The sequence below is a fragment of the Hoeflea sp. EC-HK425 genome, assembly GCF_902498795.1.
In the GTDB taxonomy this organism is placed as follows: Bacteria; Pseudomonadota; Alphaproteobacteria; order Rhizobiales; family Rhizobiaceae; genus Hoeflea; species Hoeflea alexandrii.
Genome location: NZ_LR701572.1, coordinates 3,325,962 through 3,341,280, shown reverse-complemented (window position 1 = coordinate 3,341,280; position 15,319 = coordinate 3,325,962). Strand labels below are relative to the sequence as shown.

14 protein-coding genes, 1 tRNA gene and 1 riboswitch are annotated in these 15,319 nt (G+C 61.5%); of the genes, 5 read left to right on the top strand and 10 right to left on the bottom strand.

What is annotated here, in order from left to right:
* Positions 1-1,458, bottom strand: coding sequence for a TrkH family potassium uptake protein (locus tag SPHINGO391_RS18830; protein ID WP_244615249.1), 1,458 nt, complete (start codon positions 1,456-1,458; stop codon positions 1-3).
* Positions 1,455-1,847: a Co2+/Mg2+ efflux protein ApaG gene (gene apaG, locus SPHINGO391_RS18825; RefSeq protein WP_152010279.1), complete on the bottom strand. Its 393-nt coding sequence runs from the start codon at positions 1,845-1,847 to the stop codon at positions 1,455-1,457. The genes SPHINGO391_RS18830 and apaG overlap by 4 nt, the downstream gene beginning before the upstream one ends.
* 180 nt (positions 1,848-2,027) lie before the next feature.
* On the opposite strand from apaG, the gene SPHINGO391_RS18820 reads away from it, so the two are divergent.
* Complete coding sequence (locus tag SPHINGO391_RS18820; protein WP_152010278.1) at positions 2,028-2,651, top strand: CDP-alcohol phosphatidyltransferase family protein; 624 nt, start codon at positions 2,028-2,030, stop codon at positions 2,649-2,651.
* Here the strand turns inward: SPHINGO391_RS18820 and SPHINGO391_RS18815 are convergent.
* A complete protein-coding gene (locus tag SPHINGO391_RS18815) occupies positions 2,640-3,824 on the bottom strand; it encodes an O-succinylhomoserine sulfhydrylase (protein ID WP_152010277.1) in 1,185 nt (394 codons plus the stop codon). The genes SPHINGO391_RS18820 and SPHINGO391_RS18815 overlap by 12 nt on opposite strands.
* Positions 3,825-3,870: 46 nt before the next feature.
* A riboswitch (SAM riboswitch) is annotated at positions 3,871-3,949 on the bottom strand.
* Positions 3,950-4,029: 80 nt separating this feature from the next.
* Between SPHINGO391_RS18815 and SPHINGO391_RS18810 the strand changes: the two genes are divergently transcribed.
* Complete coding sequence (locus SPHINGO391_RS18810; protein ID WP_152010276.1) at positions 4,030-5,118, top strand: 2'-deoxycytidine 5'-triphosphate deaminase; 1,089 nt, start codon at positions 4,030-4,032, stop codon at positions 5,116-5,118.
* A gap of 30 nt (positions 5,119-5,148) precedes the next feature.
* On the opposite strand, the gene SPHINGO391_RS18805 is transcribed toward SPHINGO391_RS18810, so the two are convergent.
* Entirely contained in the window at positions 5,149-5,952 is an 804-nt protein-coding gene (locus SPHINGO391_RS18805) for an ion transporter (RefSeq protein ID WP_152010275.1), read from the bottom strand.
* A 125-nt stretch (positions 5,953-6,077) separates the two neighbouring features.
* Here SPHINGO391_RS18805 and SPHINGO391_RS18800 point away from each other — a divergent pair.
* Positions 6,078-6,151: transfer RNA gene (locus SPHINGO391_RS18800), tRNA-Gly, on the top strand.
* Here SPHINGO391_RS18800 and SPHINGO391_RS18795 read toward each other — a convergent pair.
* Complete coding sequence (locus tag SPHINGO391_RS18795) at positions 6,117-8,141, bottom strand: glycosyltransferase family 2 protein (RefSeq protein ID WP_193217346.1); 2,025 nt, start codon at positions 8,139-8,141, stop codon at positions 6,117-6,119. The two genes, SPHINGO391_RS18800 and SPHINGO391_RS18795, sit on opposite strands and share 35 nt — an antisense overlap.
* A gap of 100 nt (positions 8,142-8,241) precedes the next feature.
* Between SPHINGO391_RS18795 and SPHINGO391_RS18790 the strand changes: the two genes are divergently transcribed.
* The gene (locus SPHINGO391_RS18790; RefSeq protein WP_152010273.1) at positions 8,242-9,066 is read left to right on the top strand and encodes a transporter substrate-binding domain-containing protein; all 825 of its coding nucleotides are present in this window, start codon (positions 8,242-8,244) and stop codon (positions 9,064-9,066) included.
* On the opposite strand, the gene SPHINGO391_RS18785 is transcribed toward SPHINGO391_RS18790, so the two are convergent.
* The 4 genes from SPHINGO391_RS18785 to SPHINGO391_RS18770 all read right to left on the bottom strand — a co-directional run bounded on the left by SPHINGO391_RS18785 (position 9,060) and on the right by SPHINGO391_RS18770 (position 12,036).
* A complete protein-coding gene (locus tag SPHINGO391_RS18785) occupies positions 9,060-9,905 on the bottom strand; it encodes a sterol desaturase family protein (protein WP_152010272.1) in 846 nt (281 codons plus the stop codon). The two genes, SPHINGO391_RS18790 and SPHINGO391_RS18785, sit on opposite strands and share 7 nt — an antisense overlap.
* Before the next feature lie 117 nt (positions 9,906-10,022).
* The gene (locus tag SPHINGO391_RS18780; RefSeq protein ID WP_152010271.1) at positions 10,023-10,436 is read right to left on the bottom strand and encodes a tellurite resistance TerB family protein; all 414 of its coding nucleotides are present in this window, start codon (positions 10,434-10,436) and stop codon (positions 10,023-10,025) included.
* Between the two features lie 159 nt (positions 10,437-10,595).
* Positions 10,596-11,267, bottom strand: coding sequence for a helix-turn-helix transcriptional regulator (locus SPHINGO391_RS18775; RefSeq protein WP_152010270.1), 672 nt, complete (start codon positions 11,265-11,267; stop codon positions 10,596-10,598).
* A 151-nt stretch (positions 11,268-11,418) separates the two neighbouring features.
* Positions 11,419-12,036 carry a 2-hydroxychromene-2-carboxylate isomerase gene (locus SPHINGO391_RS18770; protein ID WP_152010269.1) on the bottom strand — a complete coding sequence of 206 codons (618 nt, stop codon included), beginning with the start codon at positions 12,034-12,036 and terminating at the stop codon, positions 11,419-11,421.
* A 204-nt stretch (positions 12,037-12,240) separates the two neighbouring features.
* Between SPHINGO391_RS18770 and SPHINGO391_RS18765 the strand changes: the two genes are divergently transcribed.
* Positions 12,241-13,050 carry a class I SAM-dependent methyltransferase gene (locus SPHINGO391_RS18765; RefSeq protein WP_152010268.1) on the top strand — a complete coding sequence of 270 codons (810 nt, stop codon included), beginning with the start codon at positions 12,241-12,243 and terminating at the stop codon, positions 13,048-13,050.
* 55 nt (positions 13,051-13,105) lie between these two features.
* Here SPHINGO391_RS18765 and SPHINGO391_RS18760 read toward each other — a convergent pair whose 3' ends face one another.
* The gene (locus SPHINGO391_RS18760) at positions 13,106-15,319 is read right to left on the bottom strand and encodes a 3-hydroxyacyl-CoA dehydrogenase NAD-binding domain-containing protein (RefSeq protein ID WP_152010267.1); all 2,214 of its coding nucleotides are present in this window, start codon (positions 15,317-15,319) and stop codon (positions 13,106-13,108) included.

The following is a 15,319-nucleotide window of genomic DNA, read 5'->3' as shown; positions in this document are numbered from 1 at the left end:
TTACGACCGCCAGAACCGCGGCAGGAACAGCACCAGCACGGTGAACAGCTCAAGCCGTCCAAGCAACATCCCGGCCGCAAGCAGCCATTTCTGGAGGTCGCTCAGCGACTGGAAGTTTCCGGACGGGCCGATGATCTCGCCCAGGCCCGGCCCGACATTCGAAAGCGCCGTGCCTGCACCCGACAGGGCCGTGACGGTGTCGAGCCCGCTCAACCGCAGCAGGATGGCCAGCACCACGAACGAGGTCATGAACAGGAAGAAGAAGCTCATCACCGAGGCGATGACCCGGTCCTGGATCGGCTTTCCGTTGAAGCGTGCGCGAAACACGCCATGCGGATACATCACCTGGGAGACGTGCTGCCGGACAGCTTCGATCAGCACCTGAAACCGGAAGATCTTGATGCCGCAGGAGGTGGAGCCGGCGCAACCGCCGACAAACATGATGATGAAGAAGAACGTCACCGCGTGGGGGCCCCAGAGGCCGTAGTCTGTGGAGGCGTATCCGGTGCCGGTGGCGATTGAGACCACGTTGAAGGCGGAATGCCGCAAGCCCTCGAGGCCGATATGGTTCTCGCTGAAATGCGCCATCATCCAGCCTGCAAGAATCGCGACGGCGAGAAAGCCGGCAAAGGCCTTCACCTGGTCATCGGCCAGAAACGGACGGAAACGTCCCTGCAGCATCTGCACATAAAGAATGAACGGAATCGAGCCGAGCACCATGAACACCACCGCGATCCATTCGACGGCGGCATTGTTGAAATATCCGATGGATGCATCCTTGGTCGAGAACCCCCCGGTCGCCACCGTGGTCATCGCATGGATCACCGCGTCATCGGCTGCCATGCCCACGGCCATGTAGGCCACGGCGCAAAGCCCGGTCATGGCGATGAACACAAGCGTGATCGAGGTCGAGATCTGGGTGGCGCGGGGCAGGATCTTTTCCGCCGTGTCGAAGGCCTCGGCCTTGAACAGCTGCATGCCGCCGATCTGCAGCATCGGCAGCACGGCAATCGCCATGACGATGATCCCCAGACCGCCGAGCCATTGCAGCAGCCCGCGCCAGAACAGGATGCCGGGCGGAGCGCCATCCAGGCCGGTGATGACCGTGGCGCCGGTGGTGGTCAGCCCCGACATCGATTCGAAGAACGCGTCGGTGTAGCTCGGCACGACCCCCGACCAGTGAAATGGCAGTGCGCCGAACGCCACCAGTGCGACCCAGGAGACAACGGTCATCAGCATCGCCTGGCGAGTCGACAGACCCTTCGGAATGCCGCGATTGGCGGCAAACAGGCCGAGCCCGACGAGCATCGTCATCGTGCCAGAACTGGCAAAGATCATCCAGTCCTTGTTGTCGGCCGCCAGGTCGACAAGAGCGGGCAGCAGCATGGCCACGCCCAGTGTCGCCACCAGCAGGCCGGTCACCAGCATGACTGGGCGGAATTCGGAAAAAGCGGTCAATTCAGCGTTCTTGCCATTCCCGGCAGGTCCAGCGAGAAGGCCGGGATCTCGACGTCGAACAGCTCGCCCGCAGCCGATTGCATCTGGTAGGTGCCGACCATGACACCCGATGGCGTGTCCAGTGGACAGCCCGACGAATACTCATAGGTGTCACCGGGGCCGAGAACCGGTTGCTCGCCCACAACGCCGGGGCCGCGCACCTCGTCGACAATGCCGTTCTCGTCGGTGATCTTCCAGTAGCGGCTTTGCAGTTGCACGATCTGGTCGGAGTGATTGATGATGACAATACGGTAGCCCCAGACATAGCGTCCGTCCTCGGGGTCCGACTGGTCCTCGAGATAATAGGGTTCCACCGTTACTTCGATTTCGCGTGTTAGCGCACGGTACATATGCCACTCCTTGCGACACTCATTCTACACAGAGGTGCTTGCGTCAAGCATGCAGATGCCCACAAACCGGCTGGTTTCACGCTTTGCGTTGACTTGATTGTGATGAAGCGGTGCGGACGCGGCAGGTGACGGGCCGCAGCCGCAGCGCTATCACTCGGAGCCGAACGGGGAGATCAACTCATGATGGACGGAAGCGCACGCAAGATCATCCAACCCGGCCTCGACCGGGCAGGCGTGTGGCTGGCGCAGCGTGGTGTGAAAGCCGACCACGTGACGATTTTCGCGTGCGTCATCGGCCTTGCCGCAGCGGTATTGATCGCTCTGGATTACATGATTGCCGCGCTGGCGCTGATCATTGTCAGCCGGATGTGTGACGGCCTGGACGGATCGGTGGCGCGCGCCTCCCGGACGACCGATTTCGGCGGCTATCTCGACATCACGCTGGATTTCGTTTTCTACGGAGCCGTTCCCCTGGCTTTTGTCGTCCTCGATCCCGGCGCGAACGCACTGGCCGGTGCGGCGCTGATCTTCTCGTTTTACGTTAACGGCGCCAGCTTTCTTGCCTATGCGATCGTTGCGGAAAAACGCGGGCTCAGCACCGAGGCACGGGGCGTCAAATCGATCTACTTCACCACCGGTCTCGCCGAAGCCAGCGAGACCTATATCGTGTTTGCAGTCTTCTGCCTCTGGCCGGCCTGGTTTGCGCCGGTGGCCTGGGTCTTTGCGGCAATCTGCCTCTACACAGCGCTGTCGCGGATCATGCAGGCACGCGCCGAGTTTCCCGACCCGGCCTCAAAGGCCTGAGAGCGCGCGATCGAAGTCCTCGATCAGGTCTTGGGCATCCTCGATCCCGGCCGACAGTCTCAGCACCCCGGGGCCAATTCCCAGCTCGTCGCGGGCCTCTTCCGAGAGGTTCTTGTGCGTCGTCGTCGCCGGATGCGTGATCAGGCTCTTGGTGTCGCCGAGATTGTTGGACAGCTTCACCACCTCGAGCCGGTTCTGCATCGAGAATGCCGCCTCTTTGCCGCCCTTCAGCTCGAGCGCCACCAGTGTTGACCCGCCCTTCATCTGCCGGGCACAGATCTCGGCCTGCGGATGGTCGGCGCGACCGGGATAGATCACTCGCGCGATCGCCGGATGGTCTGCCAGGAAATCGGCCACCCGTGCCGCGTTCTCTGTCTGCTGCCGCACTCTCAGAGGCAGGGTTTCAAGCCCCTTGAGCAGGGTCCAGGCGTTGAACGGCGACAGCGACGGGCCGGTGTGACGGAAATAGTCGTGAAGATGCTCGTCAATCCAGTCCTTGTCCGACAGCACAACGCCGCCCAGACAGCGCCCCTGGCCGTCGATATGCTTGGTTGCGGAATAGGCCACCACATGCGCGCCCAGTTCGAGCGGTTTCTGCATCAGCGGTGTTGCAAACACATTGTCGACCACCAGCTTGGCGCCGATCTGGTTGGCGAGCTTGGCGACGCCTGCAATGTCGACCACTTCCAGTGTCGGATTGGTCGGGCTTTCAAGAAAGAACACCTTGGTGTTGGGCCGGATCGCGGTTTCGAAATTGGCAAGGTCACGTCCGTCGACGAGGGTGGACTCGATGCCGTATCTGGGCAGCAATGTTTCCACCACCCAGCGGCAGGAACCGAACAGGGCGCGCGCGGAAACCACATGGTCTCCGGCCCTCAGCTGGCACAACAGCGCCGCCGAAATTGCCGCCATTCCAGACGCCGTTGCCCGTGCGTCCTCTGCGCCCTCCATCAGGCACATGCGCTTTTCGAACATGTCGTTGGTCGGGTTTGCGTAGCGTGAATAGACGAAACCGGGATCCTCGCCCTTGAAGCGGGCTTCCGCTGCCTCGGCGCTGTCATAGACAAAGCCCTGCGTCAGGAAGATTGCTTCGGATGTTTCTCCAAACCCGGAGCGGCTGGTGCCGCCATGCACGAGCTGGGTGGCGGGGCGGAATTGTCGGTTGCTTGTCATGATCTTTGTCCAACACACAAAAAAACCGGCTTGCGAAGTCGCGAGCCGGTTTTTCAACCCGACCTTTTTAGCGACTTGTTTTACGTGGCTGCAAGCCGGTCGGCCAAATCACCACGGGATAACCTCGCTTTTAGGGGCTTCCCGCGCTTGCGTCAATCGCTTCCCCTTGCCATCAAGACATCTTGGAAAACGGAGCGCACGGACCGTGGCAGCGGGCATTCTCTCAGATCGCGCAATCAAGGCGCTCTTTGATGCCGGCAAGCTTGCCTCCGGTCGACCGCTCGATGCCGACCAGATCCAGCCTGCCAGCCTTGACCTGAGGCTCGGCGCCCGCGCCTACCGGGTTCGCGCCAGCTTTTTGCCAGGCCCCTCGGCAAGGGTCGAGGACAAGCTCGCCCGTCTCAGCATGCACGAGATCGACCTGACCGCAGGCGCTGTGCTTGAGACCGGCTGCGTCTATATCGTGCCGTTGCTTGAAAGCCTGGACCTGCCGCAGGAGATATCCGCCTCCGCCAATCCGAAAAGCTCGACCGGGCGTCTCGATATTTTCACCCGGGTGATGACCGATCACGGCCAGGAGTTCGACAAGATCGCTCCCGGCTACACTGGCCCGCTGTGGCTTGAGGTCAGCCCGCGCACCTTCCCGATTGTCGCCCGTAGCGGCTCGCGCCTGTCGCAGATCCGTTTTCGACAGGGGCACGCGGTGCTGGACGAGGATGAACTTTCGGCTCTTCACCGCTCCGAAACTCTGGTTGCCTCCGAAACGCCGAATGTCTCGGGCGGCGGCATCGCACTGTCGATCGATCTGATGGGGCAGGGCGAGGATGGCCTGATCGGCTATCGCGGCAAGCACCACACCGCGGTTATCGATGTCGACAAGCGCGGCGCCCAGGAGGTCTTCGATTTCTGGGAGCCCTTGTACAATCGCGGTTCCGCCGACCTGATCCTCGATCCGGATGAATTCTACATTCTGGTCAGCCGTGAATCCGTACACGTTCCTCCGCTCTATGCCGCCGAGATGACACCGTTCGATCCGCTGGTCGGCGAGTTCCGGGTTCATTATGCCGGTTTCTTCGATCCGGGGTTCGGACACAGCGAGGCCGGTGGTGCAGGAAGCCGTGCCGTACTCGAAGTACGCAGCCACGAGGTCCCTTTCATTCTTGAGCATGGCCAGATCGTCGGCCGGCTGATCTACGAGCGGATGCTGGAGAGGCCCGCGGCTCTGTACGGCACCGGGGCCGGATCGAACTACCAGGCTCAAGGCCTCAAACTGTCGAAACATTTTCGCAGCTGAGTTCCGGTGAGGGCAGCTTCTGGCCAGCCGTCAGCTTATCCCTTGGCCGCCAGCCTGTGCGGCGCGCATCTCGGCAAGCTCTTTCCGGATTGCCTTGAGTTCTTCCAGCATGGCGCTCTGGTCGGATGCCATGGCTTCCCGGTCTGCGGTCGCCTCGGCTTCGTGCTCCTCCTGCATGGCGGACACGATGATGCCGATGAACAGGTTGAGTACCGTGAACGTGGTGCAGGCGATGAACGGTATGAAGAACGTCCAGGCCATCGGATGCACTTCCATCACCGGACGGACAATCCCCATCGACCAGCTTTCCAGCGTCATCACCTGAAACAGTGAATAGGCTGAAGCCGGAATCGAGCCGAACCAGTCCGGAAACGTGTCGCCGTAGAGTTTCGTCGCCATCACCGAGAACACGTAGAACACCAGCGTCAAGAGCAGCATGATCGATCCCATGCCCGGCAACGCGCTGACCAGTCCGCCCACAACCCGCTTGAGCGACGGCACCATGCTGATGATCCTCAGTACGCGCAGGATGCGAAGCGCGCGAAGCACCGAAAGGTTGCCGGTCGCAGGGATCAGCGCCACCCCGACCACCAGGAGGTCGAAGATCCGCCAGGGGTCGCGGAAGAAGTCGAGCCGCCAGGCGAGAAGTCGGGCCGACACCTCCACCACGAAAACACCGAGAATGACCCGGTCGAGCACAGTCAGCACCACACCGAAGCGTTGCATGACTTCGGGTACGGTCTCGAGTCCCAGCGTGATCGCGTTGATAACGATCAGCGCGGTGATGAAGGCCTCGAAGCGGCGCGACGACAAAAAGGTTTTCAACTGGTCCATGAAGCAATTCTGGGGTTTGAAGAAGCGCCACTGATATGAGGTGGCGCCCGCGGCGCGTCAAGCCGCCTTGCGGATTGATCCTGCTTGACACGGCTGCTCAACACCGCCAAGGATCACCGGCGAAGGCGGGTGTAGCTCAATGGTAGAGCAGAAGCTTCCCAAGCTTAAGACGAGGGTTCGATTCCCTTCACCCGCTCCATTCCCGGATTTTTCGCAAGGTTGTTCGCAGCTTCCGCCATGGCCGCCCATTCCGGCGCCGCGGGATGAGGGGTCTTTTCCCAAAGATGCGTATTGGAAACGAGTTGTCCCAGTGCCCGCCACCCGGCAACCGACATCAGCAGCCAGTAGAGCGGTGTCAGCAGCACCCATCGGCGCTTCAGCCGGGTTCGTTCGTGCCGCGTGAAACCTCTCCATCCCATGCTGGCAAACACCAGGTAGCTGCCGGCGATGTTGATAAGGTCGATCCACATCAGGATGCGGTGCAGGTCCGAGACTGGAGAAGCCATGCCGCTTGCCAGCCAGGCCAGCGTCAATCCGATGAAGGCGAACATAAGCGGGTGCGCCAGCGCGGAGACGAGCATGCCGGCGATCATCAGCTGGAAAACCGCAAATCCGGCTGGTCCAAGCACCCTGACGGTGTGCATCGGCCGGCGCATGGCCACCAGCCAGGTCTGGGCCCAGCCCTTGAGCCAGCGTGTTCGCTGGCGTGTCCAAACCTCGAGTGTGGAGGGGGCGATTTCGACGGTTGCGCTGTTCAGCGTCCCTGTACGGTAGCCATGGGCATAGAGACGGAGGCCGAGATCCGCGTCCTCCGTCACATTGTGCGGATCCCATCCGCCGGCAGCCTCGAGGGCAACCCTCCTGAAATGATTTGATGTCCCGCCAAGCGGGATCGGCATCCGCACCCGTGCCAGAAAGGGAATGAGCACACGAAACAGGCCGCTGTATTCGAGTGCGAACAGTCCGGAAATCCAGTTTGTACCAAGGTTTGCAATTGCCAATGGTGCCTGTACGCACCCAAGCCGGTCGTCACCCTCGGCAAAGGCCGCACAGGCTTCAAGCAACTGTCCCGGTGCTGGTTTGTCTTCCGCGTCGTAGACCGCGACCAGCGACCCGCGTGCTCCCTGCAACGCATATTGCAGGGCCTTGGGCTTGGTGCGCGGGCCGAAATCGGGAGTGAGAACGATTTCGCATTCCGGCCCGAGCTGTTGCGCCTGCAGCGCCGATATCGTTGCCGTGTCATCGATTTCGCAAACATATTTCACGTCCAGCAGGCTCTTGGGCCAGCGCAGCGCCGAGATCCGTGAGACGATGGCTGGGATCATCTCGGCTTCGTCATGCAGGGCAATGAGCACTGTATAGACCGGAAGCCGGGTCCCGGACGGCGGCTCGCAGGCGTGTGTGCGGTTCCGCCTGAAAGCGGACATCAGGAGAGCGCAAAGCCTAAGCAAGATACCACCGGAGAAGAACAGCGTCAGGACGATATGCAGCACGGTAAAGGCCGCGAAAGGCCACAGCACAAGACAGGTGGCGGAAAGATAGACCGCCAGCCCCAGAAGAAACCCCTGTGAGCCGGTCATGACCCGACGGGCACTTGCGTCACGCCGGTCCTGGTCGAGTTCGAAGGTGATCCGCCTCACCCGTTCGGCTGCATCGGCCTGCCAGACAGCTTTGCGGATGGTGGCAGGTGAGGCGATGGCAAGGCTGTCGCGCAGCCCTGGCATGTCGCGCAGGCGGCTCCGGTAGTCGTCCAGCTGCCGTGCTTCGGGCACGATTGCCGTGACTTGTCCGCCGGCGCGCAAAAGCCTCAGCGGTCCGTCCCGGTGCAAAAGCACGTCCATTGACGGCAGCCGGACAACTTCTTCCGGATCTATCTCATCGAGATGCGGGAGACCGAGTTCACACGCCAGCCAGCGATAGTAGAGATCGGGGTCGATCAGGCCCTCGGCCATCAGTTCCTTTTCTATGGTGGTTGCGTTGGCACGCGCGGCTTCAGTGGCGGCTCTGACGTGAGGTTTGCCAATGCCGCATTGCAGAAAGAAGCGGGCTTCGGGGCTCGTCTCGCTCAGGGTAGGATGCAACCGGACAGGCTGTACCGGATCGTATCCGTTGCCGATCACCCCATCGGCGGTCATGTCCTCGCCGACTTTGCCGGAAACCGGATGATCTGAGCTTTTGCTTGCTGCCATGACTCTGATACATACAAGGCTGTTGGAGTGGGATACTAAATCTATGGTAGTGAAAACGCGCATTAATGCACCCCTAATATTGCGGGGTATTTCCCGCATAATGTGCGCTTTGGTTGTTTTTCTTGCCGCGGTTTTCCCGGCCGCGAGCGCTGACGGCCTGATCGTTCCCAATTACATGGACCCGCGGGAGCGCGTTCCGCTTCCGGATCTGGCCCCCTACAGCCGTATCCGTTTCGTCACCACGGTTGATTTTCCGCCCTTCAGCTTTCTCGATCAGACCGGCCATCTTGCCGGGTTTCACATCGATCTGGCGCGCGCAATATGTGAGGAGCTGGATGTGCTGCCGCGCTGCCAGATCCAGGCCTTGCCCTGGGGCGAGCTTGAGGGTGCATTGGAAAAGGGGCAGGCCGAAGCGCTGATTTCGGGCCTGGCGATCACTGCGGAAAGCCGGTCGAAATACCGCTTCACGCGCGCTTACCTCGCCTTGCCGGCCCGATTCGTGCTCGCAGGCGAGGCGAGTTCTGGCGAGGACAGCGCAGTGGCGCTTCGCGGCAAGCGCGTCGGCGTGCTGGAATCCACCGCACACGAGGTGATGCTGCGCGACTGGTTCTCAGAAACGAGGCCGGTCACCTTCACCCGGACGGAATGGATGTTCGATGCGCTCAAGGCCGGCAACATAGATGCCGTCTTCGGTGACGGCCTGCAATTGTCATTCTGGCTGTCCAGCCGCTCGGCGGAGAATTGCTGCCGGTTCTTCGGCGGCCCCTATTTTTCCCAGGCCCACCTTGGAGAAGGGCTGGCGATCGCGGTCCGACCGCGCAACACGTCTCTTGCCAAGGCTTTCGACCATGCACTTGCGGCCCTGAACAGAAACGGGCGTTTCACCGAACTCTACCTGCGCTGGTTCCCCAACGGGCTTTACTGACCGGTGCGGCGATCCGGCCTTGGCTTGGGTGGAAACCGGAACGGCAGGGCCAGCGCCCAGCCAAGACCGGCGGTGCGGCTGTCGCGCCACTCCGACAGCCCGATCTCGATACCGGTGTCGCCGCGCCGTGGCGTTTGCGTGTAGGTTGAAAACAGCCGGTCCCAGATCGCCAGGTTGAACCCGTAGTTCGAATCCGTTTCGCGCGGATCGGTCGAATGGTGAATCCGGTGCATGTCCGGCGTCACGATCAGCAGCCGCAGCACGGCGTCGACAGGTTTGGGCAGCCGGATATTGGCGTGATTGAACATCGCCGCGCCATTGAGAATGATCTCGAAAACCAGAACCGCAACGGGCGGCGCACCGAGCGCTATGATGACAGCCGCCTTCCAGAACATCGACAACACGATTTCAAGGGGATGAAATCGCAACGCGGTGGTCAAATCGAACCCGGTATCGGCATGGTGCATGCGGTGGATGCGCCACAGCCATGGCCACTTGTGGCTGACCACATGCTCGAGCCAGACTGCGAAATCGAGCAGGACGAAGGCGATGATTCCCGCCACCCAGAGCGGCACACCGAGAAGCGGAAACAGGCCGAAGCCATTGGATTGCGCCCAAAGCGCAGTGCCGACTGCGGCCAGCGGAAACACGACCCTGAGTGTCACCGAGGACAGCACCACCATGGCAAGGTTGGTCATCCAGCGGCGGGATTTAAGCGCCCCGCGCATCTCTTTGCGTTCAAGCCGCGGTGCCAGCAGTTCAATGGCGGCAAGCGCGATGAAAATCGTGGAAAATGCCAGAATCCGGATCACCGGCTCGGACAGGCCGAACAGCATCATTCTGCGCCTCCGTATCGTGTAACGGTCTTCTCATGCCACAGCCTTCGGCTTCTGGCGAAACACGATCCGGTGAAAGCCTGCGACACGTCGGCGCGGGGGCCACGGCAGGGGCCGCACTCAGGCGCTGCGAAAGCGGGCGATCGCGCCTCGTTCGATGGCGGCGCAGGTCAGCTTGTCGAGACCAAGCCGGTCGCGGACCATCTGCAACAGCCGGATTTCCTCCTGCTGGATATTGTAGTCGGCGGAGGCAACCTCGACGGCCAGCGCATAGGCGGTGTCGTAAAGTTTCGGAGGCACCGCATCGCGGACGACCTCGAGCACGATGTCGAGGCCTTCAGGACCCTTGAGCAGTTCGGCTGCGGCCCGCGTGACGCCGACGAGGCGCTCCGCATCAAAGCCGTCAAACACCGGAAGGAACGTCACCAGCCGGCCGATCCGTGCCAGTTCCGCATCGTTCATGGCCTTGTCGACGGCTGACATGGTAACCATCAGATAGATCAGCGCATCATGGGTGGTAACACGTTCGGACATTGGCAGTTCGTCTCCTGAATTTCCACGATAGATAAGAGCCGCAGCCGTTTCACACAAGCCGAAAGGCGACAAAACCGCAAAAGGCCGCACCTGCCGCTCATCTGTGTCCCGGCAGCCTTGTTCCGGAACGCTGCATGGTTCCGACGGGTGATGAAGCGCTTACTGGCTTGCCCAGATGATGCGGGCGATCCAGTCGATCTCGCTGACATCGAAGCTGCGATTGGGATGGTCGGGGTTGAGTGAGATCAGTTCAACAGATTTTGGTGTCTGCCGGTTGAGCACCTTGGCCATCACCTCGCCCTCGCGCGAGCGAACCACCACCCGGTCGCCGCGGCGGATCTGTGCACCCGGCTCGACGATCAGGATGTCGCCGTCCCGGTAAAGCGGCAACATGCTGTCACCCTGCACCTCCAGCGCATAGACGCCGGGCCTTTCGGCCGGCTGCGCCGGGAAGTCCACCACATCCCATCCCTGCCCGGCCGGGAAGCCGCCATCATCGAAAAAGCCGCCGGAGCCGGCCTGCGCGAAACCCAGAAGCGGGATCGAACCGGCCTGCGGCGGAAATGCACCATCGGGAAAACTGCTTTCGGGCGTGGTCTGCCCACCCCGCACCAGGATCATGAAATCGTCTAGCGAGGATCCGGTGGCATCAAGAACCTTGGCGAGCGATTCAGTCGAGGGCCAGCGGTCGCGGCCGTCAGCCCCGCATCGCTTGGATTTGTTGAATGCGGTCGGGTCCAGTCCGGCGCGCCGGGCCAGTCCCGAGGCCGTCAGACCGTGGCGTTCGGCCAGCGCATCGAGCGCCGACCAGATGCGTTCATGCGAGAGCATTGTCCAAGGTTCCCGCTGTTCAGAACAAGAGCCGGACCCGCTGAAACAGACCCGTACAGGACCTTTCTACATGATCGGTAGCCGAGGAGTAAACCCGGTTAGGAAAAATATCCTCTCTCCTGATCGCGGTCCGGTCAGCTTGTCTGAACCTTCAGTGAGGCCGGATCGGGCTGCGCCCGGTGGTCAGCGCCTGATCGAGAAGTTCAATCCGGTCCTGACCCCAGAACGGTTCGCCATTGAGGACGTAGGTGGGCACGCCGACGGCGTCGGCGGCGATTGCGTCGCGCGAATTACGCTCGCGAATAATGGCAATTTCGTCGGTCTTGGCATCCATGATCGCTGGCTTGGCATCCAGACCGACCTGCGACAGGTAAGAAGTCAGCACGGCTTCATCGGCGATATTGTCGTCATTGGCCCAGCAGCCGGAAAGAACCTTGCCCATGAAATAGCGCGGGTCATGGCCGGCTTCCACCAGCGCAATGATGATCTTGTCGGCAAGTGCCGCGTCGACCGGCCAGTGCAACGGCGTGGTCTTGATCGGAAGGCCGCGCCATTCGGCAAGCCGCTGCAGCTCGATCAGCCGCAGCCGTTGCCGGACCGGCGGCCGTTGGCCGGGAGGCACTGCGCCTGATACATCCCACAGGGCGGCGAGGTTCACCGGCTTGTAGTTCAGCGTGGCCTTGTGCCGCTCCGCCACCTCGCAGATCAGGTTGTGGCCGAGATAGGTAAACGGCGAGGCGCAGTAGAAATAGTAATCGATCACCGGCATTGGACAGACCTCCCTTTTTGCCGACAGTGCCGAAAGCGCGGTGTTCCGGCAAGGCTCCCTTGGCAAACTTCATTCCGCATCATGCTTTTGCCCCGGTTAATATTCTGGCTATCTTGAAGGCGCGCGTTGCATCGGGGATGCGGTTGACGGGACTGATGCTGCGCTGCAGGTATCAGCACGAGTTTAGAGCAGGAGGTTTCGCGGATGACGAGAGGCACGGATGAGTTTACCCAAGCCAACAGGTTGGCCTGGAATGCATCGGCGCCGCGCCACAGGCAGAGCGAGGAATGGCAGCGGCAGCTCTCGGGCTTCGCCGACCCATCCTTCTCCACGCTTGATTCCACTGTTTCGGCCGTGCTCGCCTCCAACAGAGTTGATGGTGCCAGCGTCGTGCAGATCGGCTGCAACAATGGCCGCGAAACCCTGTCGATGCTGGCTCTCGGCGCAACCCATGCCACCGGCATTGACCAGTCCGATGCCTTCATTTCCCAGGCCGAAGAGCTGCGGGCGGTGTCACCGTATGGTGCCCGGGCCGGCTTTGTCTGTGCCGATGTCTATGCCTTGCCCGAGGGCTTGGAAGGACGGTTCGACCTGGCCCTGATCACCATAGGCCTGCTTAACTGGATGCCGGATCTTCCGCGCTTCCTGAAAGTAGCAGCCTCGCTTCTGGTTCCCGGCGGGCGTTTGGTCATTTACGAAACCCATCCCGTACTGGACATGTTCGAGCCCTATGCAGCCGATCCCCACACGCTGCGCTATTCCTACTTCCGCACCGAACCGTTCATCACCGAGGAAGAAATCGTCTACGACGGATCGGCAACAGGCAAGGCACCGCCCTCCTATTGGCATTTCCACACCATGGGCGACATCGTCACCGGGTGCGTCAAGGCGGGACTGCAGATCGTGGAGCTCAAGGAGTATCCGCATTCCAATCGGGAGGTTGCCTATGACATCTATCTCGGCAACGAGGCGCAACTGCCGCTGTGCTACACGCTGGTGGCAGCAAAATCCTGAAAATGAAAAACGGGCCCGAAGGCCCGTTTGAGTAATCCTTGCAGAATTGTAGCGATTACGCTGCTGCCTTGTCCTCGCGGTAGGGGTTGAACCGGCCGTAGAAGGTTTCGCCCTTCTCGGCCATTTCCACCAGCAGCTTCGGTGCCTTGAACTGCTTGCCGTATTTCCGCGCCAGCACCTTGCACATGTCGACAAAGGCCTTTGCACCCATGGTGTCGATGTAGCTCAGCGCACCGCCCGTGTAGGGCGCGAAGCCGAAGCCGAGGATGGTGCCGAGATCGGCTTCCCGCGGATCGGTGACGATGCCTTCTTCCACGGTCCGTGCTGCTTCCAGCGCGATTGCCGCCAGGTAGCGGTTCTGCAGTTCCTTGACGTCGACCTTGGCCGGGTCCTGCTGCGGGTAGAGCGTCTTCAGCCCCGGCCACAGATGCTTCTTGGCGGGCTTTGCCGGATAATCGTAAAAGCCCTTGCCGTTCTTGCGTCCCAGCCGGCCTTCCTTCTCGACCATGGTTTCGACCAGCTCCAGATGGCGCGGATCGACGGCCTTTTCGCCGAGATCGGCGATGGTGGCGCGGACGATCTTCAGTGAAAGATCGATGGCGACCTCGTCATTGAGCGCCAGCGGCCCGACCGGCATGCCGGCCATCTTCGCGGCGTTCTCGATCATCGCCGGCGGCACGCCTTCGGCAAGCATGTTGTAGCTCTCGTTCATGTAGCGCAGCACGCAGCGGTTGACGAAGAAGCCGCGTGTGTCGTTGACCACGATCGGGGTCTTCTTGATCGCGGCGACATAGTCGAGGGCCACGGCAAGCGCCTTGTCCGAAGTCTTGCGTCCGAGAATGATCTCGACCAGCATCATCTTGTCGACCGGCGAGAAGAAGTGGATGCCGATGAAGTTCTTCGGACGCTTCGAGTTCTTGGCAAGGCCGGTGATCGGCAGTGTCGAGGTGTTCGATGCATAGACCGTGGTCGGACGGATCTGCGCCTCGATCGATTCCGTCACCGCCTTCTTGACGTCGCGGTCCTCGAAAACGGCCTCGATTACCAGGTCCGCGTCGGCGAGGTCTGCGTGATCGGTCGAGGTCGAGATCAGCGACAGCAGCTTCTCGCCCTCTTCCTTTGTGGTCTTGCCCTTCTGCACGCCCTTCTTGACCAGGTCCTCGGAGTAGCCCTTGCCCTTCTGCGCAGCGGCCTCGTCGCGGTCGATCAGCACCACAGGGATGCCGGCCTTGGCCGTCACATAGGCAATGCCTGCGCCCATGAAGCCGGCGCCTACGACACCGATCTTGCGGAACTTGGTCGGCTTGATGCCCTCGGGACGGCGTGCGCCCTTGTTGATCTCCTGCAGCGAGACGAACAGTGACCGGATCATCGACTGCGCTTCGGAGGTCTGCAGGATATGGCTGAAATAGCGCTGTTCGATCTTCAGTCCGGTGTCGATGGGAACCTGCAGGCCTTCGAACACGCACTGCAGGATCGCCTTTGCCGCCGGGTAGTTGTCCTGCGTCTCGCGCCGCAGGATGGCAGAGGCCGCGGGCCACAGCTGTGCGCCCTGCGCCGACCAGACCTGGCCGCCCGGGAGCTTGAAGCCCTTGACGTCCCACGGGGCGACCGGGGAGAGGCCATTCTTGATCATCGCCTTGGCGGCGGAGATCAGCTTCTTCGGTTCAACCACCTCGTGAACCAGGCCCATCGCCTTGGCCCGCGCCGGCGTCAGCGACTGTCCGGTGGTCATCATCTGCAGCGCGTCCTGCGCATTGGTCAGGCGTGGAACACGCTGGGTTCCGCCGGCGCCCGGAAAGATGCCGACCTTGACTTCAGGCAGGGCCATTTTCATCGAAGGCGAATCCGCCACCACGCGGCCATGACAGGCCAGCGACAATTCGAACGCGCCGCCCATGCACACACCGTTGATCGCCGAGACCCACGGCTTGCCGCAGGTTTCGATCTTCCGGTAGAGCCAGCTCATCTTGCCGACCTGGTCGAACAGCATCTGCTGGGCTTTTTCCGGGTTGTTGCGCTTCTCTTCCGCCATGCCGGCCAGCATGGTCTTCATCATGGTCAGGTCGGCGCCGCCCGAGAAGGTCGACTTGCCCGAGGTGAACACGACGCCCTTGACCGCATCATCGGCGACGAAACGGTCGACCAGCGCATCGAGCTGCTCAAGCGCTGCCTGGGTGAACACGTTCATCGAACGGTCGGCCATGTCCCAGGTGACGAGCGCGATGCCGTCGCCGTCGACGTCTACGGTGTAAATTTCATTGCTCAT

What these genes read in the sequence shown, in the direction of transcription:
- SPHINGO391_RS18790 (WP_152010273.1), top strand. Translation starts at nt 8,242, where the DNA reads ATGTGCGCTTTGGTTGTTTTTCTTGCCGCGGTTTTCCCGGCCGCGAGC.
- SPHINGO391_RS18775 (WP_152010270.1), bottom strand. Translation starts at nt 11,267, where the DNA reads ATGCTCTCGCATGAACGCATCTGGTCGGCGCTCGATGCGCTGGCCGAA.
- SPHINGO391_RS18780 (WP_152010271.1), bottom strand. Translation starts at nt 10,436, where the DNA reads ATGTCCGAACGTGTTACCACCCATGATGCGCTGATCTATCTGATGGTT.
- SPHINGO391_RS18795 (WP_193217346.1), bottom strand. Translation starts at nt 8,141, where the DNA reads ATGGCAGCAAGCAAAAGCTCAGATCATCCGGTTTCCGGCAAAGTCGGC.
- SPHINGO391_RS18760 (WP_152010267.1), bottom strand. Translation starts at nt 15,319, where the DNA reads ATGAGCAATGAAATTTACACCGTAGACGTCGACGGCGACGGCATCGCG.
- apaG (WP_152010279.1), bottom strand. Translation starts at nt 1,847, where the DNA reads ATGTACCGTGCGCTAACACGCGAAATCGAAGTAACGGTGGAACCCTAT.
- SPHINGO391_RS18785 (WP_152010272.1), bottom strand. Translation starts at nt 9,905, where the DNA reads ATGATGCTGTTCGGCCTGTCCGAGCCGGTGATCCGGATTCTGGCATTT.
- SPHINGO391_RS18820 (WP_152010278.1), top strand. Translation starts at nt 2,028, where the DNA reads ATGATGGACGGAAGCGCACGCAAGATCATCCAACCCGGCCTCGACCGG.
- SPHINGO391_RS18805 (WP_152010275.1), bottom strand. Translation starts at nt 5,952, where the DNA reads ATGGACCAGTTGAAAACCTTTTTGTCGTCGCGCCGCTTCGAGGCCTTC.
- SPHINGO391_RS18765 (WP_152010268.1), top strand. Translation starts at nt 12,241, where the DNA reads ATGACGAGAGGCACGGATGAGTTTACCCAAGCCAACAGGTTGGCCTGG.
- SPHINGO391_RS18815 (WP_152010277.1), bottom strand. Translation starts at nt 3,824, where the DNA reads ATGACAAGCAACCGACAATTCCGCCCCGCCACCCAGCTCGTGCATGGC.
- SPHINGO391_RS18770 (WP_152010269.1), bottom strand. Translation starts at nt 12,036, where the DNA reads ATGCCGGTGATCGATTACTATTTCTACTGCGCCTCGCCGTTTACCTAT.